The 25,657-nt window shown below is 67.9% G+C and carries 29 protein-coding genes; 17 read left to right on the forward strand and 12 right to left on the reverse strand.

The features are described from left to right. Positions 1–59: 59 nt before the first annotated feature. Entirely contained in the window at positions 60–2,222 is a 2,163-nt protein-coding gene (locus tag ACRARE_RS01300; protein WP_480429646.1) for a primosomal protein N', read from the reverse strand. A gap of 179 nt (positions 2,223–2,401) precedes the next feature. Here ACRARE_RS01300 and fsa point away from each other — a divergent pair, with 179 nt between their 5' ends. The 4 genes from fsa (at position 2,402) to ACRARE_RS01320 (ending at position 5,716) form a co-directional block, all read left to right on the forward strand. After that, on the forward strand, positions 2,402–3,055 hold the full coding sequence (gene fsa, locus ACRARE_RS01305) for a fructose-6-phosphate aldolase (RefSeq protein ID WP_432654599.1): 654 nt from the start codon (positions 2,402–2,404) through the stop codon (positions 3,053–3,055). 222 nt (positions 3,056–3,277) lie between these two features. Next, a complete protein-coding gene (locus ACRARE_RS01310; RefSeq protein ID WP_432654600.1) occupies positions 3,278–3,994 on the forward strand; it encodes a DUF484 family protein in 717 nt (238 codons plus the stop codon). Next, the gene (locus ACRARE_RS01315) at positions 3,991–4,929 is read left to right on the forward strand and encodes a tyrosine recombinase XerC (RefSeq protein ID WP_432654601.1); all 939 of its coding nucleotides are present in this window, start codon (positions 3,991–3,993) and stop codon (positions 4,927–4,929) included. The genes ACRARE_RS01310 and ACRARE_RS01315 overlap by 4 nt, the downstream gene beginning before the upstream one ends. 88 nt (positions 4,930–5,017) lie before the next feature. Beyond that, positions 5,018–5,716: a CDP-alcohol phosphatidyltransferase family protein gene (locus ACRARE_RS01320; RefSeq protein WP_432654602.1), complete on the forward strand. Its 699-nt coding sequence runs from the start codon at positions 5,018–5,020 to the stop codon at positions 5,714–5,716. Positions 5,717–5,746: 30 nt separating this feature from the next. Here ACRARE_RS01320 and ACRARE_RS01325 read toward each other — a convergent pair whose 3' ends face one another. Together ACRARE_RS01325 and ACRARE_RS01330 are read right to left on the reverse strand one after the other, a co-directional pair. After that, complete coding sequence (locus ACRARE_RS01325; RefSeq protein ID WP_432654603.1) at positions 5,747–6,505, reverse strand: alpha/beta hydrolase; 759 nt, start codon at positions 6,503–6,505, stop codon at positions 5,747–5,749. A gap of 64 nt (positions 6,506–6,569) precedes the next feature. Then, positions 6,570–7,832, reverse strand: coding sequence for an MFS transporter (locus tag ACRARE_RS01330; RefSeq protein ID WP_432654604.1), 1,263 nt, complete (start codon positions 7,830–7,832; stop codon positions 6,570–6,572). 349 nt (positions 7,833–8,181) lie between these two features. On the opposite strand from ACRARE_RS01330, the gene thrS reads away from it, so the two are divergent. Beyond that, positions 8,182–10,128, forward strand: a complete 1,947-nt coding sequence (gene thrS / locus ACRARE_RS01335; RefSeq protein WP_432654605.1) for a threonine--tRNA ligase — start codon at positions 8,182–8,184, stop codon at positions 10,126–10,128. 79 nt (positions 10,129–10,207) lie between these two features. On the opposite strand, the gene ACRARE_RS01340 is transcribed toward thrS, so the two are convergent. Next, positions 10,208–10,849, reverse strand: a complete 642-nt coding sequence (locus ACRARE_RS01340) for an NrsF family protein (RefSeq protein WP_432654606.1) — start codon at positions 10,847–10,849, stop codon at positions 10,208–10,210. 4 nt (positions 10,850–10,853) lie between these two features. Then, entirely contained in the window at positions 10,854–11,492 is a 639-nt protein-coding gene (locus ACRARE_RS01345; protein ID WP_432654607.1) for a sigma-70 family RNA polymerase sigma factor, read from the reverse strand. 166 nt (positions 11,493–11,658) lie between these two features. Between ACRARE_RS01345 and ACRARE_RS01350 the strand changes: the two genes are divergently transcribed. The 4 genes from ACRARE_RS01350 to ACRARE_RS01365 all read left to right on the forward strand — a co-directional run bounded on the left by ACRARE_RS01350 (position 11,659) and on the right by ACRARE_RS01365 (position 14,307). Then, positions 11,659–11,967, forward strand: coding sequence for a BufA1 family periplasmic bufferin-type metallophore (locus tag ACRARE_RS01350; protein WP_432654608.1), 309 nt, complete (start codon positions 11,659–11,661; stop codon positions 11,965–11,967). 125 nt (positions 11,968–12,092) lie between these two features. Then, positions 12,093–12,944 (forward strand): MNIO family bufferin maturase, encoded by an 852-nt coding sequence (gene bufB / locus ACRARE_RS01355; protein WP_432654609.1) that lies wholly within the window; start codon positions 12,093–12,095, stop codon positions 12,942–12,944. After that, the gene (locus ACRARE_RS01360; RefSeq protein ID WP_432654610.1) at positions 12,941–13,726 is read left to right on the forward strand and encodes an HvfC/BufC family peptide modification chaperone; all 786 of its coding nucleotides are present in this window, start codon (positions 12,941–12,943) and stop codon (positions 13,724–13,726) included. The genes bufB and ACRARE_RS01360 overlap by 4 nt, the downstream gene beginning before the upstream one ends. Further along, a complete protein-coding gene (locus ACRARE_RS01365; protein WP_432654611.1) occupies positions 13,726–14,307 on the forward strand; it encodes a DoxX family membrane protein in 582 nt (193 codons plus the stop codon). The genes ACRARE_RS01360 and ACRARE_RS01365 overlap by 1 nt, the downstream gene beginning before the upstream one ends. On the opposite strand, the gene ACRARE_RS01370 is transcribed toward ACRARE_RS01365, so the two are convergent. Together ACRARE_RS01370 and ACRARE_RS01375 are read right to left on the reverse strand one after the other, a co-directional pair. Continuing rightward, positions 14,240–14,608 carry a hypothetical protein gene (locus ACRARE_RS01370; RefSeq protein WP_432654612.1) on the reverse strand — a complete coding sequence of 123 codons (369 nt, stop codon included), beginning with the start codon at positions 14,606–14,608 and terminating at the stop codon, positions 14,240–14,242. The two genes, ACRARE_RS01365 and ACRARE_RS01370, sit on opposite strands and share 68 nt — an antisense overlap. Positions 14,609–14,623: 15 nt before the next feature. Then, a complete protein-coding gene (locus tag ACRARE_RS01375; RefSeq protein WP_432654613.1) occupies positions 14,624–14,941 on the reverse strand; it encodes an arsenate reductase family protein in 318 nt (105 codons plus the stop codon). Between the two features lie 192 nt (positions 14,942–15,133). Here ACRARE_RS01375 and ACRARE_RS01380 point away from each other — a divergent pair, with 192 nt between their 5' ends. Beyond that, entirely contained in the window at positions 15,134–15,340 is a 207-nt protein-coding gene (locus ACRARE_RS01380; RefSeq protein ID WP_085887538.1) for a cold-shock protein, read from the forward strand. A gap of 85 nt (positions 15,341–15,425) precedes the next feature. Here the strand turns inward: ACRARE_RS01380 and ACRARE_RS01385 are convergent, their stop codons facing one another. The 3 genes from ACRARE_RS01385 to ACRARE_RS01395 all read right to left on the reverse strand — a co-directional run bounded on the left by ACRARE_RS01385 (position 15,426) and on the right by ACRARE_RS01395 (position 16,683). Next, entirely contained in the window at positions 15,426–15,749 is a 324-nt protein-coding gene (locus ACRARE_RS01385) for a hypothetical protein (RefSeq protein WP_432654614.1), read from the reverse strand. Positions 15,750–15,897: 148 nt separating this feature from the next. Further along, complete coding sequence (locus ACRARE_RS01390; protein WP_432654615.1) at positions 15,898–16,203, reverse strand: hypothetical protein; 306 nt, start codon at positions 16,201–16,203, stop codon at positions 15,898–15,900. A gap of 72 nt (positions 16,204–16,275) precedes the next feature. Further along, the gene (locus tag ACRARE_RS01395) at positions 16,276–16,683 is read right to left on the reverse strand and encodes a DUF2177 family protein (protein ID WP_432654616.1); all 408 of its coding nucleotides are present in this window, start codon (positions 16,681–16,683) and stop codon (positions 16,276–16,278) included. 155 nt (positions 16,684–16,838) lie between these two features. On the opposite strand from ACRARE_RS01395, the gene ACRARE_RS01400 reads away from it, so the two are divergent. After that, on the forward strand, positions 16,839–17,612 hold the full coding sequence (locus tag ACRARE_RS01400; protein ID WP_432654617.1) for a bestrophin-like domain: 774 nt from the start codon (positions 16,839–16,841) through the stop codon (positions 17,610–17,612). A gap of 484 nt (positions 17,613–18,096) precedes the next feature. Here ACRARE_RS01400 and ACRARE_RS01405 read toward each other — a convergent pair whose 3' ends face one another. Together ACRARE_RS01405 and thyX are read right to left on the reverse strand one after the other, a co-directional pair. Further along, on the reverse strand, positions 18,097–19,254 hold the full coding sequence (locus tag ACRARE_RS01405; RefSeq protein ID WP_432654618.1) for a hypothetical protein: 1,158 nt from the start codon (positions 19,252–19,254) through the stop codon (positions 18,097–18,099). Beyond that, complete coding sequence (gene thyX, locus ACRARE_RS01410) at positions 19,251–20,156, reverse strand: FAD-dependent thymidylate synthase (RefSeq protein WP_432654619.1); 906 nt, start codon at positions 20,154–20,156, stop codon at positions 19,251–19,253. The genes ACRARE_RS01405 and thyX overlap by 4 nt, the downstream gene beginning before the upstream one ends. A 214-nt stretch (positions 20,157–20,370) precedes the next feature. On the opposite strand from thyX, the gene ACRARE_RS01415 reads away from it, so the two are divergent. The 6 genes from ACRARE_RS01415 to ACRARE_RS01440 all read left to right on the forward strand — a co-directional run bounded on the left by ACRARE_RS01415 (position 20,371) and on the right by ACRARE_RS01440 (position 25,583). Then, positions 20,371–21,423 carry a hypothetical protein gene (locus ACRARE_RS01415; RefSeq protein WP_432654620.1) on the forward strand — a complete coding sequence of 351 codons (1,053 nt, stop codon included), beginning with the start codon at positions 20,371–20,373 and terminating at the stop codon, positions 21,421–21,423. A 7-nt stretch (positions 21,424–21,430) separates the two neighbouring features. Beyond that, positions 21,431–22,936, forward strand: coding sequence for a surface lipoprotein assembly modifier (locus ACRARE_RS01420; RefSeq protein WP_432654621.1), 1,506 nt, complete (start codon positions 21,431–21,433; stop codon positions 22,934–22,936). 136 nt (positions 22,937–23,072) lie between these two features. After that, a complete protein-coding gene (locus ACRARE_RS01425; protein ID WP_432654622.1) occupies positions 23,073–23,501 on the forward strand; it encodes a VOC family protein in 429 nt (142 codons plus the stop codon). A 1-nt stretch (position 23,502) separates the two neighbouring features. Then, positions 23,503–24,264, forward strand: a complete 762-nt coding sequence (locus ACRARE_RS01430) for a DUF1194 domain-containing protein (protein WP_432654623.1) — start codon at positions 23,503–23,505, stop codon at positions 24,262–24,264. Next, positions 24,252–24,968 (forward strand): DUF1194 domain-containing protein, encoded by a 717-nt coding sequence (locus ACRARE_RS01435; protein ID WP_432654624.1) that lies wholly within the window; start codon positions 24,252–24,254, stop codon positions 24,966–24,968. The genes ACRARE_RS01430 and ACRARE_RS01435 overlap by 13 nt, the downstream gene beginning before the upstream one ends. Before the next feature lie 114 nt (positions 24,969–25,082). Next, a complete protein-coding gene (locus tag ACRARE_RS01440; protein ID WP_432654625.1) occupies positions 25,083–25,583 on the forward strand; it encodes a MarR family winged helix-turn-helix transcriptional regulator in 501 nt (166 codons plus the stop codon). Positions 25,584–25,657 lie beyond the last annotated feature (74 nt).

The raw sequence follows: 25,657 nt of genomic DNA on the forward strand, positions 1-25,657 counted from the left end.
CGCCGCGCGGCCTGCGGGCGGGGGCCCGGGGGCGCGTGGCCCCTGCCCTGCCCCCTGCCTCAGAAGAAGCTTTGCGGGTCGATGTCGATCGCCAGGCGCAGGTTTTTCGGCAGGCGCACCCCCGCGACCCAGTCCGACACCGCCCGTTGCAGGGCCACGCCCTTGGGCGCCTTGACCAGCATCCGCACCCGGTGCCAGCCGCGCACCCGGGCAATGGGCGCGGGCGCGGGTCCATAGACCACGGCGCCTGCCGCGCGGATCGGCCCGTCATGGCGGGCCAGGTCCATCCCGGCGGCCATGGCGATGTCGGCCTGTTCCGCCGACAGGATGATCCCCGCCATGCGCCCAAAGGGCGGCATCCCGGCCTGGTGGCGGCTTTCGGCCTCGGCGTTCCAGAACTCTTCCTCGTCCCCCGACAGGATGGCGCGGATCACCGGGTGATCGGGCTGATAGGTCTGCATCAAGGCCTGGCCGGGCTTGTCGGCGCGCCCGGCCCGCCCCGCCACCTGGCGCATCAGCTGAAAGGTTTTCTCGGCGGCGCGCATGTCCGACCCGTGCAGGCCCAGGTCACTGTCGATCACGCCCACCAGGGTCAGGGCGGGGAAGTTGTGCCCCTTGGCCACCAGCTGCGTGCCCACGATGATATCCGCGCCCCCCTCGGCAATGGTCGCCACCGCCTGTTTCAGCGCCCGGGCCGAGGCGAAGAGGTCGGACGACAGCGTGGCGATGCGCGCCTCGGGGAACAGCGCCGTGGCCTCTTCGGTCAGCCGTTCCACCCCGGGGCCGACGGCGGCCAGGGTGCCCTCGGCCTCGCATTTCGGGCAGGTTTCGGGGATCGGCATCTGTTCGCCGCACTGGTGGCACATCAGCCGCTTCAGGAAGCGGTGCTCGACCATGCGGGCGTCGCATTGCGGGCATTCGATCTGGTGGCCGCAGGCCCGGCAGAGCGTCACCGGCGCATAGCCGCGCCGGTTGAGGAACAGCAGCGCCTGTTCCCCGGCCGCGACCCGGCTGTTCACCGCCTGTTGCAGGCTGGGCGAGATCCAGCGCCCCGAGGGCACCTCTTCGGCGCGCATGTCGATGGCCGACATCTCGGGCAGGACGGCGGCGCCGAAGCGCGATTTCAGGTCGACGCGGGTATACTTGCCCGCCTGGGCGTTGACCCAGCTTTCCAGGCTGGGCGTGGCCGAGGCCAGCACCACCTGGGCCCCCGCGATCGAGGCGCGCAGCACCGCCATGTCGCGGGCGTTGTAAAGGACGCCATCCTCCTGCTTGTAGGAACTGTCGTGTTCCTCATCCACCACGATCAGCCCCAGATCGCGGAAGGGCAGGAAAAGGGCCGAGCGCGCGCCGACCACCAGTTGCGCGCCCCCCTCGGCCACCATCTTCCAGGTGCGGCGGCGTTCGGTCATGGTCACGCCCGAATGCCATTCCGCCGGTTTGGCGCCGAAGCGCTGTTCGACCCGGGTCAGGAATTCCGCCGACAGGGCGATCTCGGGCAGAAGCACCAGCGCCTGACGGCCCTGGGCCAGGGCGGCGGCCACGGCCTCCAGATAAACCTCGGTCTTGCCCGAGCCGGTGATGCCGCGCAGCAGGGTGGTGCCATAGCGCCCGGCGCGGATGCCGCTGCGCAGGGTCTCGGCGGCGGCCTGCTGCGCCTCGGTCAGGGCCTTGCTGGGCAGGCTGGGGTCGAGCGTGGGATAGGGCAGATCGCGGGGCGTGTTCTCTTCGCTGACGGCGCCCTGTTTCACCAGGCCCTTGATCACCGAAGAGGTGACGCCCGCCGCCTCGGACAACTCCTTCAGGGTGAAGGCCAGGCCACCGAACTCTTCCAGCACCGCCAGGACGCGGGCGCGGGCATCGGTCATCCGGTCGGGCGCGTCCCGGCCCAGGCGGTAGACCTTGCGCATCGAGGGCGGATCGGTGAGGCCCGGCGCCCGGGTGGCCAGGCGCAGCATGGCAGGCAGGGACGTCAGCGTATAGGCCCCGGCCTTTTCCAGAAAGTCGCGCATTTCCTCGCGCATCGGCGGCACGGGCAGCACGGCATTGACGCTGCGCGCCTTCTTCAGGTCGAAACCGCCCCGGCCCCGGCCCCAGACCACGCCCATCACCAGACGCGGGCCCAGGGGCACCAGCACGAAGGCACCATCCGCCACGCCCCCGGCGGGCGCCTTGTAATCCAGCGGGCGATCCAGCGGCTGGGTGGTCAGCACGCTGACCAGCTCGCCCTCCGCGTAATCGGCGGGGGCGTAGTGATAGGCGGGGGTCTCGTCGAAAAGAGAGCCGGGAAAGGAAGGGTCGGGATCGGCCAAAGAAAGCGTCCGCGCGTGTTCAGGGTTTCGGCAGCCCAGTCTATCGGCTAAACGCGGGGCGAGACAATGCAACCCGGGGGAGCCCGACCATGAAGTTTTTCGTCGATACCGCAGACGTGCCCGCCATTGCCGAGCTGAACGACCTCGGGATGGTGGACGGCGTGACCACCAACCCGTCGCTGATCAAGAAATCCGGCCGTGACATCCTGGAAGTGACCAAGGAGATCTGCGACCTGGTCGCCGGTCCCGTCTCTGCCGAGGTGGTCGCCACCGAAGCCGAGCAGATGATCGCCGAGGGCCGCAAGCTGGCCAAGATCGCCGACAACATCGCCGTCAAGGTGCCGCTGACCTGGGACGGTCTGAAGGCCTGCAAGGTGCTGTCGGACGAAGGCACCATGGTCAACGTCACCCTGTGCTTCTCCGCGAACCAGGCGCTGCTGGCCGCCAAGGCCGGCGCCACCTTCATCAGCCCCTTCATCGGCCGTCTGGATGACATCAACCTGGACGGGATGGAGCTGATCGAGGACATCCGCACCATCTACGACAACTACGGGTTCGAGACCGAGATCCTGGCCGCCTCGATCCGCACGGTGAACCACGTTCTGGACAGCGCCCGCATCGGCGCCGACGTGATCACCGCGCCGCCCGCCGTGATCAAGTCGCTGGCCAGCCACCCGCTGACCGACAAGGGCCTGGATGCCTTCCTGAAGGACATCGCCGACGCGGGCATCAAGATTCTCTGACCCCGCCCGCGGGGCGCCACCGCGGCGCCCCTGCCCCTGCGGCAGCCCGAGTTCATGCCGAGGCGCCTCCGCTGACAAGCGGGGGCGCTTTCCCTTTGCGAGACCTGCGACCAATGTCCCTGCCAGAGCGGCGAAACTTCGCCTTCGCGGGGCAAAAAGGGCGCGAAATCCCCCGGCTGGTCTGCTAGGTTGAGCGGCAAAAGAAGACCAGAGGCACCAGGCATGACGAGCACCCCCGGCAAACCCGAGCTGGACCGAAAACTGCGTGAGCGCGTTCTGTCGCGCCCGGATTTCATCCTTGACGACAGCGACATGATGAAGGCGCTGATCGCCGCCAACGACAAGACCATGGGCGGCAATATCGTCGATCTGCGCGGCATCGCCATGGAACGGCTGGAAGACCGGCTGGACCGGCTGGAAGACACCCACCGGTCGGTCATCGCGGCGGCCTACGAAAACCTGGCGGGCACCAACCAGATCCACCGCGCCATCCTGGCGATGATGGATGCCGAGGAATTCGAGACCTTCCTGCGCGACCTGGGCGGCGAGGTGGCCGATATCCTGGGCGTCGATTCCATGCATCTGGTGCTGGAAACCACCCAGGACGAAAGCGACCCCGCCGTGCGCCGCCTGGGCGACGTGTTGCGCGTCGTCGATCCGGGCTTCATCGCCGCCTATATGGACGGGCACCGCAGCTCGCCCGCGCGCCAGGTGATCCTGCGCCAGATCGAGGCCGGGCCGGACGAGCTTTACGGCGAGAAGGCCGATTACACCTTCTCCGAGGCCTGCCTGCGGCTGGACTTCGGCCCGGGCCGCCTGCCGGGAATGCTGTTGATGGGGTCCGAGGATCCGCATCAGTTCACCCCGCAGCAGGGCACCGACCTGCTGGGCTTCTTCGCCGGGGTCTTCGAGCGGACGATGCGTCGCTGGCTGTCATGAGCCGCGACGAGGGCAGCCTGCTGATCTCTCCGGCGGCGCGCGACGCGCTGAGCCGCTGGCTGGAGTTGCAGGCCGCCGTCGCGGGCCGGGCCGAGAACACGATCACCGCCTATCGCGGCGACGTGGCCGAGTTCCTGGCCTTTCTGACCACCCACAAGGGCGCCCCCCAGGGGCTGGACGCCCTGGCGGGCATCACCCTGTCGGACATGCGCGCCTGGATGGCCGCGATGCGCGCGGGCGGCACCGGCGCGCGCAGCCTGGCGCGCAAGCTGTCGGCGGTGAAGACCTTCTATCGCTGGCTGGCAGAGCGTGAGGGCTTCGAGCCGACCGCCGTGCTGGCCGCCCGCTCGCCCCGCTATCAGCGCAAGCTGCCGCGCCCGCTGTCGGTGCCGGATGCGGCGCAGATGATCGACCAGATCGGCGAACAGGATCCGCGCGACTGGGTCGCGGCGCGCGACACGGCGGTGGTGACCCTGCTGTATGGCTGCGGGCTGCGGATCTCAGAGGCGCTTGGGCTTTGCGGCGCGGATCTGCCCCTGGGCGACACGCTGCGCATCACCGGCAAGGGCGGCAAGGAGCGGCTGGTGCCGGTCATCGCCCCGGCCCGCGACGCGGTGGCGCGCTATGTCGCGCTGTGCCCCTGGCCGATGGAGCCCGAGCGCCCGGTCTTTCGCGGCATCCGCGGTGGCGCCCTGGCGGCGGCGCAGCTGCGCAAGACCATGGCCCAGGTGCGCGCCCAGATGGGCCTGCCCGCCAGCGCCACGCCCCATGCCATGCGCCACAGCTTTGCCACCCATCTGCTGAACGCGGGTGGCGATCTGCGCACCATCCAGGAGCTTTTGGGCCATGCCAGCCTGTCCACCACCCAGGCCTATACGGCGGTCGACAGCGCCCGCCTGCTGGAGGTCTACCGCAAGGCCCATCCCCGCAGCTGAGCGCCGGGTTGCCCCGCCCCCGGCCCGGGGCCGCCACCACCCGCGAAGCCCGCTTGCCCCTGTATCCGTTCTGTGACTAAGGTCCCGGATGACTTCGATCCGCCTGCGCGCCCTCTTCGTTCACCTGCTGACCGCCACCGGGGCGATCTTTTCGATGCTGGCGATCATCGCCGCCGCCAACAGCAACTGGGAGATGATGTATCTCTGGCTGGTGGTCGCCTTCGCCGTGGACGGGATCGACGGACCCCTGGCGCGGCGCTATCACGTCAAGACCCATGCGGCCGAGATCGACGGCGTGCTGCTGGATCTGATCATCGACTTCCTGACCTATGTCTTCATCCCGGCCTTTGCCCTGTATCAATCCGGCCTGCTGCCCGGCTGGACCGGCTGGTTCGGGGTGCTGCTGATCGCCTTCGCCAGCTCGGTCTATTTCGCCGATACGCGGATGAAGACCGAGGACAACAGCTTTTCCGGCTTCCCCGGCTGCTGGAACATGGTGGTGCTGGTCTTCTTCGCGGTCGAGCCGCATTGGACGATCATGGCCGCGGTGATCCTGGCGCTGACCCCGGCGATGTTCCTGCCGCTGAAGTTCATCCACCCGGTGCGCACCGAACGCTGGCGCGCCCTGTCGCTGCCCCTGGCCGCGCTCTGGGTGCTGCTGGCGCTTTATGCCACGCTGACCAATTTCCACCTGCCCGACTGGGCCGAAGTGGCCCTGGTGGTGATCAGCGCCTACCTGCTCTTCGCCGGCATGGCGCAACAGCTGATCCCGGCGAAGGCGCGCTAGGCGCCGCCGCCAGGTCTGTTTCGGGGCGCGTCAGAGCCGCGCCATCACCTCTTCGATCGCCTGGCCGATCAGGTCCAGGCAGTCGGGGGTCGAGAAGCGGTGGTCGGCGCCCTTCACCAGCTTCAGCTGGATATCCTCGCCCACCGATTTCTCCATCAGGCGCAGGGCGACGGACAGCTCCACGTCCACATCCGCCGTACCGTGCAGGAAACGCACCGGGAAGGGCAGCGGCACCGGGTCGCGCAGCATCAGGTGATCGCGGCCATCCTCGATCAGGCGCTTGGTGATGATGTAGGGATCGCCGTATTCCGAGGGCAGTTCCACATGCTGCACCATGTCCAGCGCCAGGCGCTGCGCCTGGGTGAACCCTGCCCACATGCTGTCTTCGGTGAAATCGGGGGCGGCGGCGATGGTCACCAGACCGGCCACCCGGTCGTGCAACCGCTTGGTCATCAGTAGCGAGATCCAGCCGCCCATGGACGAGCCCACCAGGATCTGCGGCCCCGAGGTCAGCTCGGTGATCGCCACCTCGGCATCCTCGGCCCAGTCGCCGATGCAGCCGTCGGTGAAGGGTTCCGAGCTTTCGCCGTGGCCCGAGTAGTCGAAGCGCAGGAACGAAAGGCCGCGCGCCAGGCACCACTCTTCCAGGAAGACCGCCTTGGTGCCGCCCATGTCGGATTTGAACCCGCCCAGGAAGATCACGCCGGGGCGGCCGTCGCCCGCGCCGTCGGTCTTGTGATAGGCCAGCCGGCGGCCCTGCGGAGTGTCGATAAAGCTGGCGTCTGTCATGCGGATGTCCCGTCCCCAGAAGTGACTTTGCCCATGATTGGCACGGGCCGGGACGGGGTGCAACTCAGCCCGCTTCGACCTCGGGCAGGCGCAGCGCCAGGGCGCCGCCTGCCGCCGCCATCAGGGCAAAGCCCGCCAGGGCCCAGCCGGGCGAAAGCACCGACAGGGCGCCACCGAAGAGGCCGGTCAGCAGCAGGATCGAGCCGATCAGCGTATTGGCCACGGCGGCATAGCGGCCCCGCCCGTCCTCGGGCGCCATGTCGACAAGGTAGGTGGACCGCGCCTGGCGCACCCCGTGATAGGCGATCATCAGCAGGAACAGGACCAAGGGCCCGGCCCAGACCGCCCCGGCCAGCCCCGCCGCCGCCAGAACCAGCATCAGCACCATGGCCAGCGCCCCTGCCGCGCCCGAGGCCGCCAGCACCCGCCGCGAGGATCGGTCCGACAGCCGCCCCCAGACATAGGACGACAGGAAAGAGGCCGCCGCGCTGGCCAGCAAGAGCGCGCCCAACTGGCCCAGCACCCCCTCGCCGCGGCCCTGGGACATCAGCACGATATAGGGGGGTGCCAGGGAAGTAGAGACTAGCAACCCGCGCACCAGCACGAAGTGGCGCAGCGCCGCGTCCTCGCGCAGCAGCGACAGGAACTCCGGGCGGCTGGGGTGGTCTTCGGGGTCGCTGGCCGGTTCGCGCAGGGTCGAGAAAAGCGCCGCCGCCCCCAGCCACAGCAGGCCTGCCAGGGCCACGGCGGCGACCACCGCCCCTTGCGATTGCAACAGGCCGGTCATCAGCAGGGCGGCGAAGACCACCACCACCAGCGCGGCCGCCGATCCGGCGGTGCCGGTGATCGCGCCGCGCCGGGTCTTGGCGATGGTCTTGCCCTGCACCTCTTTGTAGCTGACCGAACAGGCGGCGCGGGCCAGGGCCAGCACCGCCAGGGCGCCGCAGATGGCCAGGCCTGCCGCCCGGCCCTGCAACCAAAGCGCCGACAGGGCGATGGCCAGCGCCGCCACCCCCTGAAGCGCGGCGCCTGCGGCCCACATCCATTTGCGGTGTTCCAGCGTCCGCAGCCAGCCCGCCAGCAGGATCTGCGGCAGCAAGGCCCCGGCCTCGCGGATCGGCACCAGGGCCGAGACGAAATAGGCCGGGGCGCCGAGGGCGTTCAGCAGCCAGCTGAGCACCAGCTTGGGGTTGATCAGGCCGTCGCTGATCTTGGTCATCGACAGGGCGGCGATCTCTCGCAGGCCGTTACGGGCCTCGCGGGCGTCCGGCGGCGCCTCTCCTCCGGCGATCTGTCCGAAGAGGCTGTGCTGTGCCGGGTCCGCCATGGCTGGTCCTTTCCGTCTGCTAGGCTTTTGGACAACGCCGGGCGGGCGGTTTGGTTTCGTGGGGATCCGGTGCGGTCGCCTTTGATTGCTGGGCGACGACAAGCGGGCTGATCTTTCGCAATGCCTATTGATCATAGGTTCCGCCCGGCGGCACGCCGGGCAGCGCCGACCCGCCCCATGGGCGGCGCTGCCCTCTGCACATAGCCCCCAGCGTTGCCAACGCGCACCAGCCGCCACGCGGCGCGGGCCAGACCACCCTTGACCCCGTCCCCGCCCCGCGCCACAAGGTGCGCACACATAACCCGCAACCGGGCGTTCCGTGGGCGCCAAACCGACGAGGAGGACGTGCATGTCCCAGATCTCCCTCACCTTTCCCGATGGCAATTCGCGCAACTACGACGCTGGCGTGACCGCCGCCGACGTGGCCGCAGGCATTTCCAACTCGCTGGCCAAGAAGGCCATTTCCGCCACCGTCAACGGCCAGCACTGGGATCTGCAATGGCCGATCACCAGCGATGCCACCATCGCCATCCACACCATGAAGGACGAGGTGCAGGCCAACGAACTGGTACGCCACGACCTGGCCCATATCATGGCCCGCGCCGTGCAAGAGCTGTGGCCGGATGTGAAGGTCACCATCGGCCCGGTGATCAAGGACGGCTGGTACTACGACTTCGACCGCGCCGAGCCCTTCACGCCCGAGGATCTGGGCGAGATCGAGAAGAAGATGAAGGAAATCATCAACCTTCGCGACCCGGTCCGCACCGAGGTCTGGGACCGCGACGTGGCGATCAAGTATTACGAGGATCGCGGCGAGCCCTATAAGGTCGAGCTGATCGAAAACATCCCGGGCGATGAGCCCCTGCGCATGTACTGGCACGGCGACTGGCAGGACCTGTGCCGGGGTCCGCACCTGCAACACACCGGCCAGGTGCCCGCCGATGCCTTCAAGCTGATGTCGGTCGCGGGCGCCTACTGGCGCGGTGACAGCAATCGCGCCATGCTGCAACGGATCTACGGCGTGGCCTTCACCGGCAAGGAAAAGCTGAAGGCCCATCTGACCATGCTGGAAGAGGCCGCCAAGCGCGACCACCGGCGCCTGGGCCGCGAGATGGAACTGTTCCACATGCAGGAAGAGGCCCCGGGCCAGGTCTTCTGGCACCCGAACGGCTGGACCATCTACACCGAGCTTCAGGACTACATGCGCCGCCAGCAGCGCCGGGGCGGCTATGTCGAGGTGAACACGCCGCAGGTGGTGAACCGCAAGCTGTGGGAGGCCTCGGGTCACTGGGCCAACTATCAGGACAATATGTTCATCGTCGAAGTGGACGAAGAGCACGCCCGCGAAAAGACCGTGAACGCGCTGAAGCCGATGAACTGTCCCTGCCATGTGCAGGTGTTCAATCACGGGCTGAAATCCTATCGCGACCTGCCGCTGCGCATGGCCGAGTTCGGCTCCTGCGCGCGCTATGAACCCTCGGGCGCGCTGCACGGGATCATGCGGGTGCGCGGCTTTACCCAGGATGACGGGCATATCTTCTGCACCGAGGACCAGATCGAAAGCGAAACCGCGCGCTTCATCGCCTTCCTGTCCAAGGTCTATGCCGACCTGGGTTTCCACGACTGGACGATCAAACTGTCGACCCGCCCCGAGAAGCGGATCGGCAGCGATGAAAGCTGGGACGTCGTGGAAAAGGCCCTGGGCGATGCCTGCAAGGCGGCGGGCTATGACTTCGAGATCCTGGAGGGCGAAGGCGCCTTCTATGGGCCGAAGCTGGAATTCACCCTGACCGATGCCATCGGCCGGAACTGGCAGTGCGGCACCCTTCAGGTGGACCCGAACCTGCCCGAGCGGCTGGACGCGACCTATATTGGCCAGGACGGCGACAAGCACCGCCCGGTGATGCTGCACCGGGCCACCCTGGGCAGCTTCGAGCGCTTCATCGGGATCCTGATCGAGGAACACGCGGGCAAGCTGCCCATCTGGCTGGCGCCGCGTCAGGTGGTCGTGGCCTCGATCGTGTCGGATGCCGACGACTACGTGCAAGAGGTGGTCGCGGCGCTGATCGCGCGCGGCGTGCGCGCCGAGGCGGATCTGCGCAACGAAAAGATCAACTACAAGGTCCGCGAACATTCCCTGGGCAAGGTGCCCTATATCCTGGCCTGCGGCATGAAAGAGGTCGAGGACCGCACGGTGTCGACCCGGCGCCTGGGCGAGAAACAGACCAAGACCCAGACCCTGGACGAGATCGTGGCCCAGCTGGCGGGCGAAGCCACGCCCCCCGACCTGCGCTGAGGCCTGTGTTGATCCGCAAAGCAGAAAGGCGCCCCTTGGGGCGCCTTTTTCATGTGGTGCAGAGCTTTCGTGGCCCGGCCTACCAGCGCAGCCAGCGCCGCCCGGCCAGGGCGCCCAGCCCGGTGGCAATGCCGATGCCCGCCGAATACCAGATGCCATAGAACAGCGGGCTGTCCTCGATGCAGAAGGTCGAATAAAGCGCCGTCGCCAGCCCGGCAGCGGCCAGCCCTGCCAGGGCGCCTGCAAGGCCGGGCCGCACCGGCGCGCCACGCTTCAGCGCCGCGATCAGCCCGGCCAGGGGCGGCAGCGACAGCAGGGTGATCGCGGGCAGGCAGACCGGGATTGAATGGCCGATGAAAAGGCGCAGCCAGTCGCCGGGGGCCGTTGTCGCCAGGGCCAGAACCAGCAGCGCCAGCACCGCCAGCGGCAGCGCCCAAAGCGCCCGCGCGGGCCAGCCCGGGGCCGCCCCGGGGCGCGCGGCGCGCAGCGCCAGCGGCAGGGTCAGCGCGGCCAACAACAGCGGCAGCACCGTCTTGGCCGCCACCATCGGCTGCGCCAGCGCCGCCGCCAGATCCGGGCGCGGCCCCAGAGCCAGGGCAAAGCCCAGGGCGGTGACGATCAGCCCCGCCCCGAGGTAGGGCAGAAGCCGCGCCTCGACACGCGCCGAGGGCGCTGGTGCGGGGTCCTGCACCAGGTTTGCAATCAGGTCGTCCGTGTTCATCCTTTTATCCGTCTGCTGCCTCTGTCGGCCTCCTCAAAGTCCCGGTCTCCCCACCGGGTCGTGTCATCCTCGGGCCCTGCGACGCCGCCGCATCCTCATCCGCGATCTGCCGCAGACGTTGCATTGCCCTGTGATAGGCCACCCGGACCGCCCCCTCGCTCATCCCGAGACGGGCGCCCACATCGGCGGCGCTATCACCCTCCAGCCCGACCGCGCGCACGATGGCGGCGGCGCGGGGCTCGATCCGGTCGAGAAGCCGTTCCAGATCCCGGGCGGCGGTGATCTCGGCCCCCGCGGCCTCATCCGGCAGGATCTCGGCCAGATCCTCGATCGGCACTTCGGCCCCTTTCGCCGCCCGCCCCAGACGGCGCCGCGCCGCATCGGAGCATTTGTAGCGCGCAATGGCATAAAGCCAGGGCGTCACCGGATCGCTTTCGCGCCAGGTGTGGCGCTTGGCATGGACCGCCATCAGCGCCTCCTGCACCACATCCTCGATCTCTTCGGCATTGCCGCCGGGCAGTCGGGCGCGGGCGATATTGCGCAGCACCGGAGCCGCTTCTGTCAGGAATCGCCCATAGGCCGCGGCATCGCCACGGTTTCCCCGACGGAGCAGGTCGCCCCAAAGCTGGTTCCGGTCTGTCATTCGCCTCTCCATTCGCGGACGGACAGGCGGACGTTACAGCGGGGCGAAAATTTTTCCGATCCCCATCACTCGTTCGTGACAGATGTAACGACCGGGGCATGGGCCGCGAATGGCAGGGCACGGACGCCACGACGGCAGCCGATCGGAAACCTTAGGGAGATACCCCATGTCCACCATTCTCAAGACCGCTGCCATCGCTGGCGCCTTCGCAACCGCCCTGGCCGCCCATGCCACCACCGCCACCGCCGACGAGATGGCCAAGGAGAAGTGCTTCGGCGTGTCGCTGGCCGGTGAGAACGACTGCGCCGCAGGCCCCGGCACCACCTGCGCGGGCACCTCGAAGGTCGACTATCAGGGCAACGCCTGGACCCTGGTCGACGCGGGCAAATGCGCGATGATCGAACTGCCCGCCATGGCCGATGGCACCGCGCGCATGGGCTCGCTGGAAGAGCTGGAGCGCGACCTGCCGATGTAAGGCGTCCCCCCGGGGCGCGCCCGGCCCGGGGCCGGGCGCGCCTCCCCCCTCTCTCTTGCCCTGCCGGGCCTCTTTCGCGACCCCACGGGGTTTCGCAAGCGGCCCCAGCCCGAAGGACGACACCGATGTTCGACCAGACCCGCGCCGCCCTGCCGCCCCTGCCCGGGGTCGGTTTCAAGCCGCAGCATTACGCCCAGATCCTGGACACCCCCGGCCCCGTCGGCTGGCTGGAGATCCACGCCGAGAACTACATGGGCGCGGGCGGGCGCCCGCTGGCCATGCTGCGCCACCTGGCCGAGCGGTTCCCGATCTCGGTCCACGGGGTGGGCCTGTCGATCGGCGGCGAAGGCCCGCTGGACCCCGCCCACCTGGAGCGGCTGCGCGCGCTTTGCGACCGGGTGCAACCGGCCAGCTTCTCGGAACATCTGGCCTGGTCGACCCATGACACGTCCTTTTTCAACGACCTGCTGCCCCTGCCCTATACGGCGGCCACCCTGGCCCGGGTGGCGGATCATATCGACCAGGTGCAAGAGGTGCTGGGCCGCCCCATGCTGCTGGAAAACCCCTCGTCCTACCTAGCCTTCGCCGAAAGCGAGATGAGCGAGACCGATTTCCTGCGCGAGGTCAGCCGCCGCACCGGCTGTGGCCTGCTCTTGGATGTGAACAACGTCTTCGTCTCGGCGGTGAACCTGGGCCTGGATCCGCGCGCCTATGTCGAGGATTTCCCGCTGGAGAAGGTGGGCGAGATCCATCTGGGCGGCCATGACGAGGACGCCGACGACGCGGGCCGCCCGCTGCTGATCGACAGCCACGGGCGCGAGGTGGCCGATCCGGTCTGGGCGCTGCTGGATCACACCCTGGCCCGCCTGGGCTCGGCGCCGGTGCTGATCGAATGGGACACCGATGTGCCCGACTGGCCGGTGCTGGCCGCCGAGGCCGGGCGCGCCGCCGCCGCGCTGGAGAGGATCCCCGCATGAGCCGCGCCCGGACCGATCCCGCCCCGGCCCCTGCCCCGGTCACCCAGGCCGCCTTTCGCCATGCCATGCTGCACCCCGACGCGCCGGTGCCCGAGGGGCTGGCGGATGGCCATGGCGGCCCGGCGGGGCGGCGCTTTGCCGTCTACCGCAACAATGTGGCCGTCGGCCTGACCGAGGCGGTGCTAGAGGGCTTCCCCACCCTGCGCGCCCTGATGGGCGAAGAGGCCCTGCGCGCCGTCGCCGCGCCTTTCCTGCGTGCCCATCCCCCGGCCTCGCCGATGATGTTCCGCTATGGCGCGGCGATGCCCGATTTCCTGGATGATTTCCCGCCCCTGGCCCATCTGGGCTATCTGCCCGATGTGGCGCGGCTGGATCTGGCGCTGCGCGCCGCCTATCACGCCGCCGATGCCACGCCGCTGGATCCCGCCCGCCTGTCGGCCCTGCCGCCCGAGGCGCTGGCGGGGGCGCGGCTGCACCTGGCGCCCGCACTGCGGCTGATCCGTTCGCCCTGGCCGCTGTACCAGATCTGGCAGCTGGCCCATGAGGACGGCCCGCCGCCCCAGGCCCGGGCCGAAGACCTGCTGATCTCGCGCCCCGGCTACGACCCGAAGGTCTATCTGCTGCCCCCCGGCGGCGCGGCCTTCGTGCAGGGGCTGGCGCGCGGCCAGACCGCCGAAGAGGCGGCCAGCGCCGCCAGTGCCGAACCCCCCGCCCCCGACCTGCCCGCCATCCTGGGCCTGCTGCTGCAAAGCGGCGCCCTGACCGATCTGGAGTTGTCCTGATGCAAGATCCCACCGCCCCCCTCACCCGCCTTGACCCGCTTCTGCCGCTGCTGGCGCGCTTCACCTTTGCCGCCGTGCTGCTGCCCTATTTCTGGGCCTCGGGCCTGACCAAGCTGGGCGACGGCCTGCTGGGCCTCTTCAAACCCGCGCTTGGCGCCTATGCGCAGATCTTTCCCCGAACGCTGGAGGCCGCGGGCTATGACGTCTCGGCCCTGGGGCTGTGGCACTGGGCCGTGGTCACCGCGGGCACCTGGGCCGAGTTCGTGCTGCCGCTGCTGGTGGTGCTGGGCCTGCTGACCCGCCTCGCGGCCCTGGGGATGCTGGGCTTTATCGCCGTGCAAAGCCTGACCGACCTCTACGGCCACGGCGGGATCGCGCACCCCGAGACCCTGGGCGCCTGGTTCGACCGCCATCCCGACGGGCTGATCCTGGATCAGCGCGCCTTCTGGGCCTTCACCCTGCTGGTGCTGGTGGTGAAGGGGGCGGGCGCGCTGTCCGTCGATCAGATCCTGTTCAGAAATGCGCCTGCGGCTCGTCCGGTTTCCCAGCCGCCAATGCCAGCAGCGCCGCAATCCCGATGAAGGCGATCGGGAAGATGGTGAAGACCGTCACCCCGAAGCCCAGGTAGAACCCCAGGGCGCTGGCCAGCAGAAGGATGCCACCCCAAAGCGCGCGCACCTTCGCCATGCCGGCGCCCGCAATGGCCAGGATCGGCGACAAGAGACCCGCCAGGCGCACCGCCTGCACGTTGGTCACCTGTTCGAACAGGCCCTCGACCTCGCCGTAGGCCTCGATCGCCTCGGTATAGCCATAGCCGACAAAGCCCACGAGCAGGCCGATCAGCCCGCCGATCAGGCCCAAAATCAATGCCGCGTTGCGCAAGAGCGTCCCTCCTTCTCAGGCCGCGCCGAGGGCGGCGCGCACCTCGGGGGTCCATCCCAGATAGAGATCCTTGCCCGACAGGATAAGGGGCCGCTTCATCAGCGCCGGGTTTTCCGCCAGCAATTCCAGCGGCGGACGGGCCCGCGTGGCCTCGTCCAGACCCCGCCAGGTGGTCGAGCGGCGGTTCACCAGCGCCTCGCCGAACTGCTCCCAGGCCCGCGCCATCAGCGCCTCGGGCACCGGGGTATTACGCACATCCACCAGTTCCGCCCCCGGCAGGGCCTTTGCCGCCTTGCGGCAGGTGTCGCAGGTCTTCAGCCCGTAAAGCTGCATCGCTGTCCCTTTCGTCAAAAATGCCAAAAATGGGACTGAATCCGAATGCAGCCCCGGTTTTGCTTGCTTTTTACATAGTGAATGCAATCCTGACCATGTCGCTTGGCAGGCAAAGTCCCCATTTGGCGGGCCTTGGGTGCCGTGATGAAAGACCCCCGTATCTCGGGGTGGAACGGCAAGAGGAGAGACGGAATGCCTGTAGGCACCGTGAAATGGTTCAATACCACGAAAGGCTACGGCTTCATCGAACCCGAAGAAGGCGGGAAGGATGTCTTCGTGCATATTTCAGCAGTCGAACGGTCCGGTCTGACCGGGCTGGCCGACAATCAGAAGGTCGGCTACGAGTTGACCGAGGGCCGCGACGGTCGCCAGATGGCGGGCGATCTGAAGCTGCTCTGACCGGAATTTCCCGGTCCGTCCCGGCTTGACCGGGACCTGCGATACCTTTCGTGGATCCCCTTTTTTCCGTCTGAAATTATGGGGTTCACGTTGGATCGCGTGAGCTGTCCCCGCGCGGCGCCAATCCGCCCTGCCAGGCCTCGCCCATGGCGACGATGCAGGACCGTCCCGTGGCATAGGCCACCACCAGCGACCAGTCGCCACTGGGCGCCAGCCACACCTCCATCATCTGTTCCGGATCGCGCAGGCCCATGGCCTGACGCCGTTGGTTCATCTGCCCGGCCAGCCGCGCCTCCAGCCGCGGGGTCTGATCGCAGACCACCTCGGAAATCGGTCCGGCGGCCAGGGCCGGGCCCGAGAGCAGCGCCAGGATCGGCGCCAGACAGGTGTGGCGGGCGGGCAAGCGCATCACGGGTCCTCCTCATTCCAATGTAACAGAATGATGACAGTCCCGGGGTCACAAAATCCCTATCGCGGGGGCAGACAGCAAAACGGGCGCCCCAAGGGGACGCCCGGCAGGGTCACGACAGACCCGCGTTTGAAGGCATGGCAGCCGCTTAGTAGGGCGATTTCGAACCGTAATCGACCATGCCGGACCAGCCCTGATAGGCCGGCCCGTGCCAGTCGCCGCCCGCATTGGGCGTGCCGCAGGACACCTCGCCGCCCAGTTGCACCGGTTGCAGGCCCGCCGGGCAATAGTTGGCGCCCGAGGGATAGGCGGTCACGGCGGGGCTGTCCTCATAGGCCCAGCCCCCGTAGGTGATCCCGGCGGAAGGGCCGGTGTAGATGTCGTTGACGACAAGACCCTGGGCGGCGGCGGTCAGCGGCGCCAGGGCCAGGGCGGCGGCAAGAATGGCTTTCATCGGATGTCCCTTTGCAAATATCCCGGCCAGAATAGCAGCGCCGGGCGCCCGCGCAAATCGCCAATAGGTCGCTCAGGCGGCGGGAAAGAGTGCCCGGGTTGCCCAGACGCCCAGGGCGGCCGACACCCCGGTCAGCACCGTGCCCCAGGTCATGTCCACCGCCACCATCACCGGCGACCAGGCGCGCAGCACGGCATAGTTGGTCACCTCAAAGGTGCCATAGGCCATGGCGCCGATCAGCGCCCCGTTCAACAGCGCCTGCCAGGGGCGCCCGGCCTCCAGCGCGGGCAGCGAGACGAAGTAGAGAAGCCCGCCCACATAGGCCATGTAGAACAGCGCGGCGGCCAGCATCCGCGGCTCTTCCAGCAGCTGATCGCCCAGCCGGGTCTCGAACAGCGGGCGCATGACGGTCTTCAGCATGACGGCGTCGAGGCCGAGAAAGACCAGCGCGGTGATCAGGTAGAGGGTGAGGATTTGCATGGGGCCTCCGCAGGTGTTCGGCAAGGATACGGACGCGGCGGGCGAATGGATCACTTGCGGCCTTGCGCGCCCTGCCGGCGCTGGACAGCGCGGCACGCGGGCGCCTAACCTGTTGACGCTGCGGCAGCGGGCCGGGGTCTCAGGGAGGAAGGTAAGTGACTTTGTCGGACATCGGGTTGGGCGTGGCAATCGCCCTGGTCAATATCGCCGTGATTTTCGGCATCTATGCCCTGACGCGCCGGATCTGGGGCGGTCGCCAGACCGCCGAAACCAAGGACCTGGCGGGCTCCGTGATCTTTCGGGTCGCCTCTTTGCACGGGCTGATCCTGGCGCTGGTCTTCGCCCAGGAGCTGATCGACTATTCCGAGATCCGCGCCGACCTGGTCAGCGAGGCCACGGCCGTGGCCGACATCTTCAACGACATCCGCCGCTATGATGCCGGGGCGGAGGTAACCGCAGAGCTCCAGGGCACCCTGGCCGCCTATCTGCGCCATGTGGTGGACCACGAATGGGCGGAACTGTCGGAGACGGGCAAGCTGACCGCCGAGGGCTGGATCCTGCGCGAGGCGATCTACGAGACGGCGCTGACCCTCGCCCCCATGACCCTGCGCCAGACGGATCTGCGCGCGCACATGGTGGCAAAGGCCCAGGCCATCGCCGAGCTGCGCCAGAAGCGCGAGAACAACGCGGTGCGCGAGCTGTCGGGCCTCTTCTGGTTCGCCGCACTGGCCGGGGTGGTCTGCGTGGCGGTGCCCTATTTCACCTATGCGCCGACGCCCCTGCACCTGGCGCTGCTGTCGCTTTACGGCGGCTATACCGGGGTGATCATGTTCGTGATCTTCGCCTTTTCGGACCCTTTCGCAGAGCCGGGCGCCCTGCCGCCCACGGCCTTCACCCAGCTGCTGGCGGGCGAGATGGGGCGGTATTGAAGGGGTCACGGTGGATTGGCATCCACCCTACGCCGGGGCCGGAGCGGCGGTCGGGCGTGAGGCGCAGGTGCGGGTCGATGGACGGCGGGGTGAACCCCGCCCTACGGGGCGCGGTCTCGGCGGGGCCTTTAGGTGGGCGCTCTTGTTGGGCTCGGGTCCGACGCCCGTAGCACAGCCGCTGGCCGACCCCCGGCGCGCGCGCCGAAGAGCCGCGCAGCGGAATGGGAGGCCTGGCGGTGAGGGCTGTCTCGCACTGGGCAGAGCAGCGCGCGCCCGTCGATCCAATGGCCCGCCCGGCGGCACGCCGGGCCGCGCGTTCGGCGCGCTTACGCCGCGCCACAGGCGCGACGGTCCCGCCTCACTCCCCCACGGGAGGGCGCGATTGCAACGGTGCAAAGGTCGGGACGGTTCGGGTGATTTGCGAGGCACCAAGTAAATCCAAGGTGACGAGCGCCCACCCGAGGGAGGGCGCGGCCCTTCGCGCTTAGATCTTGAATCGGCGGCGAATCGAGAAGCCGAAGAGAAAGATCATGCCGAGGCAGAAGTAGCTGTAGAAGAACTGGAAGACGGCGACCCAAGGCTCAGAGGGAACGACAAGCTTGCGAGTCGAGAAGACGTTGACCGGGGAGAAGATACTCTCTGTTGCTCCGACGATTGCGCGAGCGAGACGAGCCCCCATTTCATCGCCAACGAGAACCGAACGCCAACCCTCTGAAAGCTGACCTGCCGTGGAAGATGTGGCGGCAGGGACCGGGTCGATCCCCGAAACCGATCCGGACCAAAGAAGCAGGTCCATGAACACTGCGAAGGCCAAGAGAAGCCACAGAAGCGGGCGCCAAAGGCTAAGCCCGTAGTTTCCGAAGAGCCACCAAAGGCGCAGAAACGGCTTTTCCGGACCGTCTGCGAGATAGTAGTCGACCGAGAGCTGGTGGCCGCGCATTTGATGCGCGAGCTTGGCGTCTTCCTTGTCCTGCGCCCATTTGTGCAGACGGCGAAACGACACGGCATCCAACCGTAGCCAAGCGGGCAGATCTTCAGGGGCTTTGGAAGCCTTCATAGGATGTTTGGAGATCTGAACGCCCGACAGATTTAAACTCCGAAGACTTGGCTCATCCTGAACCTCAATAACCAAAACCCGCCCTCCGTAGAGAACAATGTCCGGCTCACCATCGCCCGATATAATTAAGCGGCCGACCCTGCAATCTTCGAGTCTAACCGTACCTTTTGCATGTAGCGTTAAGCTACCAACCATCATATCGCGAAGAGTGCAGTCTTTTATACGTAAGTTAGCATCGACTGCTCGCAGGCCAACAATGTCATAGCCAGCCAACGTAGCTTCGCTATTAATATAAGTTGAGAATGTAAGACTCTCCAGCATTTTGCCGCTGAGCTCGGGCAGCAAGTACTCTCCGATCTCTTCAGCGGCACGTCGATCACCACCAACCTGAGCCGACACACGTGTCGACTTACCTTCCGAGGCCAACTCTTGTTGTTTCGATAGCAGTTCTTGCGCAGAATTAAACTTTCGCTCCTCGTCGCGCCCTCCATGCTCAAGACGCAAAACAACCGCTGTTCCGTCGACCTCCCTAAGAAACCCCGAAAGGCGCGAATCATCCGCTCCTTCCGGGACCAAACGGCTCACTCAATCACCCCCATAAACTCCCGCCATTCCCGCTTGCTCATGCCGCAATTCTCTTCCGTCACCTCTTCGCCCTTCAGCATCCGGCGCAAACACTCGACCATCTGCGACGACAGGGTCACCGCGCCCAGGCGGTAATCCTCGAAGGCCTTGAAGGCATAGGGCACCCAGTCGGCGACCAGTTTGCAGATCTCCTCGGCATAGACGCGGATCTCGTATTGCGCATGGGCATCGGCGCGCAGGCGCAGGAAGTGCAGCAGATTGTGCAGGTCCACCTTCCAGTACCATTGGGTGTAGATGTTCGCCGGCAGGTTCATCCGCGCCAGTTCGCGCGCCAGGCCCTGCTGGCCCTCGTCCGAGATCATCTCGGCGTAGTGGTCATAGGCGCGGGCCGAATCCGCCTTGAGGTATTCCAGCACCCGGGCGGCCTCGTCGCCGGTCAGGGCCTCGCCCCGGCCCTGGTTGTTGACCACCGATTGCGCCGCCAGATGCTCGGGGGCGGGGATGTAGAACTCTCGGTCCAGGATCGAGTAGCGGGCCGAGTATTCGTTCACGTTGGCGGTGCGGTGGCGGATCCACTGGCGGGCGACGAAGACGGGCAGTTTCACATGCAGCTTCAGCTCGCACATCTCGAAGGGGGTCGAGTGCCAGTGGCGCATCAGATAGCGGATCAGCCCCTCGTCGTTCTGCACCGACTTGGTGCCGCGGCCATAGCTGACCCGCGCCGCCTGGCAGATCGCCGAATCGTCGCCCATGTAGTCGACGACGCGGACGAACCCGTGGTCGAGCACGGGATAGGCCTTGTAGAGATGCGCCTCCATCCCGGGCACGGTGGCGCGCAGGGTCTGATGGGTCTCGGCACGCAGGGCGTCGATTTCGGCCTGCTGGTCGGCAGAGAGCGGCATGGGGCGAATCCTTTCCACTAGATCGGTGTGGGGCCAAGGGTATCTTGTGGCGCGGCCAAGCGGAACCTCTAGATCCGGTAGGGCATTTGCGCCGCAGTTGCATGAAGAGGGCGCGGTAAGCACCATCGGAGATTGACTTTTTCCCGACCCACGGCAAAGCTCTGCCTCAAAGCGGCCCGTCAGAGGCCAGACAAGCTTATACAGAGGCAGTGATATGGCACGGATCTGGATCCTGTTGCTGCTGGCGGTCGCCACCGTCAGCGCATGTGGCAATGAGTCGAACCCTTTCGATGAAGACGAGGTGGTCGATCAGACCCCCGGCGACGGCGATGACGACGGCGGCGACGATGGCAGCCCGATCGACAGCGACCGCACGCTGCCGCCGGGCACCAGCTCGCCCGCACCCGACGCTTCGATCTTCCGCCGCGAAGGGCAGAACGATGACGGCGGCGGCTATGTCTCGTCGATCAGCTACGACAGCGGCCTGGACACCTTCACCGTCGACGGCCTGGCCTTCGATGGTGGCAATGCCTACACCCGGGTCGAACTGTCCGGCGCCGGCGGGGCGGGGTCTGTCGGCGGTTACGCGGTCTATGAGGCGCCGATCGAATACCAGGATGCCGAGACCGGCACGCCGATCAACCAGCTTCTGCACCGCGCGATCTACGGTGTCTCGACCAGCGGCCAGACCGAATTCGCCATCGTGCGTTCGGGCGGTTATGTCCCCTACGGCTTCGGCGGCTTCGTCTATCAGCGCAACGGCTCGGTCACCCTGCCTGCCACGGGGCAGGCAACCTATAGCGGCAAATACGCCGGTCTGCGCGTCTTCGACGGCACCAGCGGGCTGGAATATACCGATGGCGACATGACCATCGACATTGATTTCGAGGATTTCAACGCCCCCGACGGGGTGAAGGCCGAGGTCACCAACCGCAATGTCTATGACATCGACGGCAACGACATCACCGACGACATCCTGGCCGCGATGGACGGCACGCCGACCGAGCTGCCCACCCTGCATTTCGTGGTGCAACCGGGCGTGGCAGATACCAATGGCGAGATCACCGGCTCGGTCTCGTCCTTCACCTATGAAGACGGCGTGGCCTCGGAATACGAAGAGGGCACCTATTACGCGGTCCTGTCGGACGGCGCGGATAACGACCTCGACGCCGAAGAGATCGTGGGCGTCATCGTCATGACCTCGGACGATCCGCGGATCGACGGGCGCACGGTGCAGGAAACCGGCGGCTTCATCCTCTATCGCTGAGGCCGTCATGCGCGCCCAAAGCCCCTGTCCCGCCAAGGCCGGTCCGGGCGGCATCGCCGCCGCCCCGGCCCCTGCCCTGCCGCCCCGCCCTGCGTCCCGGCGCGGGCGAAAGGCGCGGGCGCTGCTCAGCGGCGCCGCCCTGGGGCTGGCCCTGGCGCTGGCCCTGCCCGCCCCCGGGATCCGGGCCGAGGCAGCAGAGGCCGCGCAGCAGGAACTGTTCGAACTGACCCCGGTGCAGATGCGCGCCCTGGCCGCCAAGCGGCTGGCGCGCGGCGACGTGGGCATGGCGCGCGCGCTGGCCCAGGCCCTGCTGCGCCGCGACCCCCGCGATTTCTCGGCCCTGCTGCTGCTGTCGCAATCGGAACGCGCCCTGGGCCAGGGCGACGCGGCCCAGGCCGCCGCGGCCCGCGCCTGGGATCAGGCCGAGACCCCCGAGGAACGCTATGCCGCGGCCATGGTCCGCGCCCAGGCCCTGGCCAGTGACGGACATCGCACCCGCGCCCAGCTGTGGCTGCGCCGGGCCAGCGAAGAGGCCCCCGACCGGGCCACCCGCGCCCGCGCCATCCGCGATTTCAAATACGTGCGCCTGCGCAACCCCTGGTCCACCCAGCTCAGCTTCAGCGTCGCGCCCACCGACAACGTCAACAACGGCTCGGCGCGCGACAGTTTCACCATCGACGGGCTGCCCTTCGAATTCATCCTCTCGGGCGCCGCCCAGGCGCTCAGCGGGGTCGAGCTGCGCTTTGGGGTCGACAGCCGCTATCGCCTGGCCGAGACGCCCCGCCGGGCCACCGACCTGCTGCTGCATTTCGACCACGCCAGCTATCGCCTGTCGGGCGAGGCGAAAGAGGCCGCGCCGGGGGTCGAGGGGCGCGACTTTGCCACCTCCAGCCTGTCCGCGGGCCTCAGCCGCCGGATCATGTTCAACGACAAGGCCAACGAGCTGGTGCTGACCGGTCGCGCCGGGCAGAACTGGTACGGCGGCGATCCCTACGGCCATTTCCTGCGCGGCGAGGCCCGGCTGAGCCATACCCTGAACGCCCGCAACCGGCTGACCGGCGGAGTCACCCTGGAGGCGCGGCGCGGCGATGGCGCGCCCGAGGCGGATGTGGGCCTGATGTCGCTGAGCTGGGATCACGCCTGGACCGGCGGGCAGATGTCGCTTTACGGGGTGGCCACGCGCTCTGTCTCGGACGTGATGAGCGCCGATTACCGCGACCTGCGCCTGGGGGCCCGGATCGCGCCCAAGATGGACTGGCTCGACGGCGCCCTGGGGGCCGATCCGGCCTTCACCCTGGAGGCCCGCGCGCGCGACTTCGACGCCTCGCCCTATACCTTCGACGGCCGCCGCGACGAAGAGCTGATGGCCGGGGTCGAGGTGGTCTTCCGCGACGTGGATTACTACGGCTTCAGCCCGGTGTTGACCGTGGAAAGCGCGGTGACCTCCTCTAACGTCGCCCTGCATGAAAGCGCGCGCACGGGGCTGGAGCTGAGCATCCGTTCGGCCTTCTGAGGCCGGCTTCACGCGCGCCCACCTCCGTCGCGCGGGCGGGCCCCGCCTTTCGCATCGACAAACGCCCCCTGGCTGCTAGGTTTCTTCCAAAGCCCCCCTGCCGGGGCCGCCAAGGACAAGACCGAAAGGACAAGCGATGAAGGTTCGCTATCTGCACACCATGGTCCGGGTAAAGGACCTGGAGAAAACCATGGCCTTCTTTGAACTGCTGGGCCTGCGCGAAACGCGTCGGATCGACAGCGAAGAGGGCCGGTTCAGCCTGATCTTCATGGCCCCCGAAGGCCAGGACGAATGCCCGGTGGAACTGACCTACAACTGGGACGGCGACGAGGGCCTGCCCTCGGACAGCCGCCATTTCGGCCACCTGGCCTATAGCGTCGGCAATATCTACGAGATGTGCCAACGCCTGATGGACGCGGGCGTGACCATCAACCGCCCGCCTCGCGATGGCCGCATGGCCTTTGTGCGCAGCCCCGACAATATCTCGGTCGAGCTGTTGCAGGAGGGCCCGGCGCTGGAACCCGCCGAGCCCTGGGTGTCGATGGAAAACATCGGGCACTGGTAAGATGCGGCGCGGGGGCAGAACGGCAAAGCTGAAAGGCGCGGCCCGGTCCGCCCTCCGCGCCCTCGCCCTTCTGCCCCTCGCCCTGCTGCTGCCCGGCCCTGCCACTGCCCAGCAACCCTGCCGCCTGGCCCTGGCCCTGGCGCTGGATGTCTCCTCTTCCGTCGATGCGCGTGAATATGCGCTGCAACGGGACGGGCTGGCCGCCGCGCTGGACGATCCCGACATCCGCCGGGTGATCCTGAACGGCGCGGGCCCGGTGGCCCTGACGGTCTACGAGTGGAGCGGGCGCTATCAGCAACACCAGGTTCTGCCCTGGGTGCTGCTGTCAGAGGCCGGCGATATCGACGCCGCCGTGGCCCGCATCGGGGCCGCGCGCCGCGCCTATACCGGCTATCCCACCGCCATAGGCTATGCCCTGGGCCATGGCGCGGGCCTGCTGGCCGCTGCGCCCGCCTGCGACCGCCAGGTGATCGACCTGTCGGGCGACGGCATCGGCAACGAGGGCTTCGGCCCGCCCCTGGCCTATCGCCACTTTCCCTTCGCCGGGGTCACCGTCAACGGGCTGGCGGTAACCGAGGGCGGCGCCGACAGCGAGGTGGTGGCCTATTACCTGTCCCAGCTGCGGCACGGCCCCGGCGCCTTTGTCGAGGTGGCGCGCGGCTATGCCGACTTCCGCCGGGCGATGACCCTGAAACTCTTCCGCGAAATGAACGACCTGCGCCTGGGCGACGGGGCCACGGGGTCCGGCCGATGCTGCGGCTGATCCTGGCGGCGCTGCTGCTGGCCGCCCCTAGCGCCGCCCAGGCCCAACCTCAGGCCCAAGCCTGCCGCGAGGCGCTGGCCCTGGGGCTGGACGTATCCGGCTCGGTCGATGACGCCGAATATACCCTGCAAGTCGAAGGGCTGGCCCGGGCGCTGGACCACCCAGAGGTGCGCGCGGCCCTCTTCGCCCTGCCCCAGGCGCCGGTGCGGCTGATGGTCTATGAATGGAGCGGGCCGCAGGATCAGCGCATCCTGGCCCCCTGGGCCGAGATCGACAGCCCCGCCGCCCTGGCCAGCTTTCAGGCGCGGTTGCGCGGGGCGCGGCGCCAGGCCATGGATCCCTCGACCGCGATTGGCCCGGCGCTGCGCTTTGGCGCGGCGGCCCTGGCCGAGCAGCCGGGCTGCTGGCGACGGGTGCTGGACCTGTCGGGCGACGGCCAGCACAACACCGGCCCCCACCCCGGCGGCGTGGCTATGGGCGATGTCACCGTCAACGGCCTGGTGATCGGCCCGGGCGCACGGGTCGCCGCCCTCTCGGCCTATTTCCGCGCCTATGTGCTGCGCGGCCCCGATGCCTTCACCGAAACCGCCCTGGGCTTTGCCGATTTCGAGGCCGCCATGGCGCGCAAGCTGCTGCGCGAGTTGCAGATCCTGCCGGTGGCGACGCTACCACCCCGGCCCCGCGCGGGACGACAGCCGCACTAGGCTCGCCCCGGCCCCGCCCCGTTAACCAAGGCACGGTGCATCCATTTGGAATTAACCGGATTTTCGGGAATTTACCCCAGTTTCCGCCCGAGCAGACATGCGACGGAGACTTGGATGAGCATTCAGAACGCGATCAGCCCGCGCAGCGCGCCGCAGGATTTCCACGGCGGCTATCTTGACGCGCTGGCCCTGGTGGAACGGCTGCACCGGCTGCTGCTGGACGTGATCAAGGACGAGTTCGAGCGCGTCGGCGTGCTGGAGATCAACGCGGTGCAGGCCCTGCTGCTGTTCAACATCGGCGACAACGAGGTGACGGCCGGTGAGCTGAAGACGCGCGGTTACTACCAGGGCTCGAACGTCAGCTACAACCTCAAGAAACTGGTCGAGATGGGCTATATGCACCACGAACGCTGCGAGATCGACCGCCGCTCGGTCAGGGTGCGCCTGACCCAGAAGGGGCGCGACATCCGCCAGGTGGTGTCAGAGCTCTTCGCCCGCCATGCCGAGGGGCTGGAGGGACGCGGCGTGCTGGATTTCTCGGGCCTCGACCAGATCACCAGTTCGCTGCGCAAGGTCGAACGCTTCTGGAGCGACCAGATCCGCTATATCTACTGACCTACGACCGGGGTGCGGCCCCGGGACTGACTAGACCCCCGCGCGGGCGGCCAACGTTGTCTGGCGTGGCCCGT

Origin of the sequence: Pseudooceanicola aquaeponti (assembly GCF_050897975.1) — a bacterium.
Taxonomy (GTDB): Bacteria; Pseudomonadota; Alphaproteobacteria; order Rhodobacterales; family Rhodobacteraceae; genus Pseudooceanicola.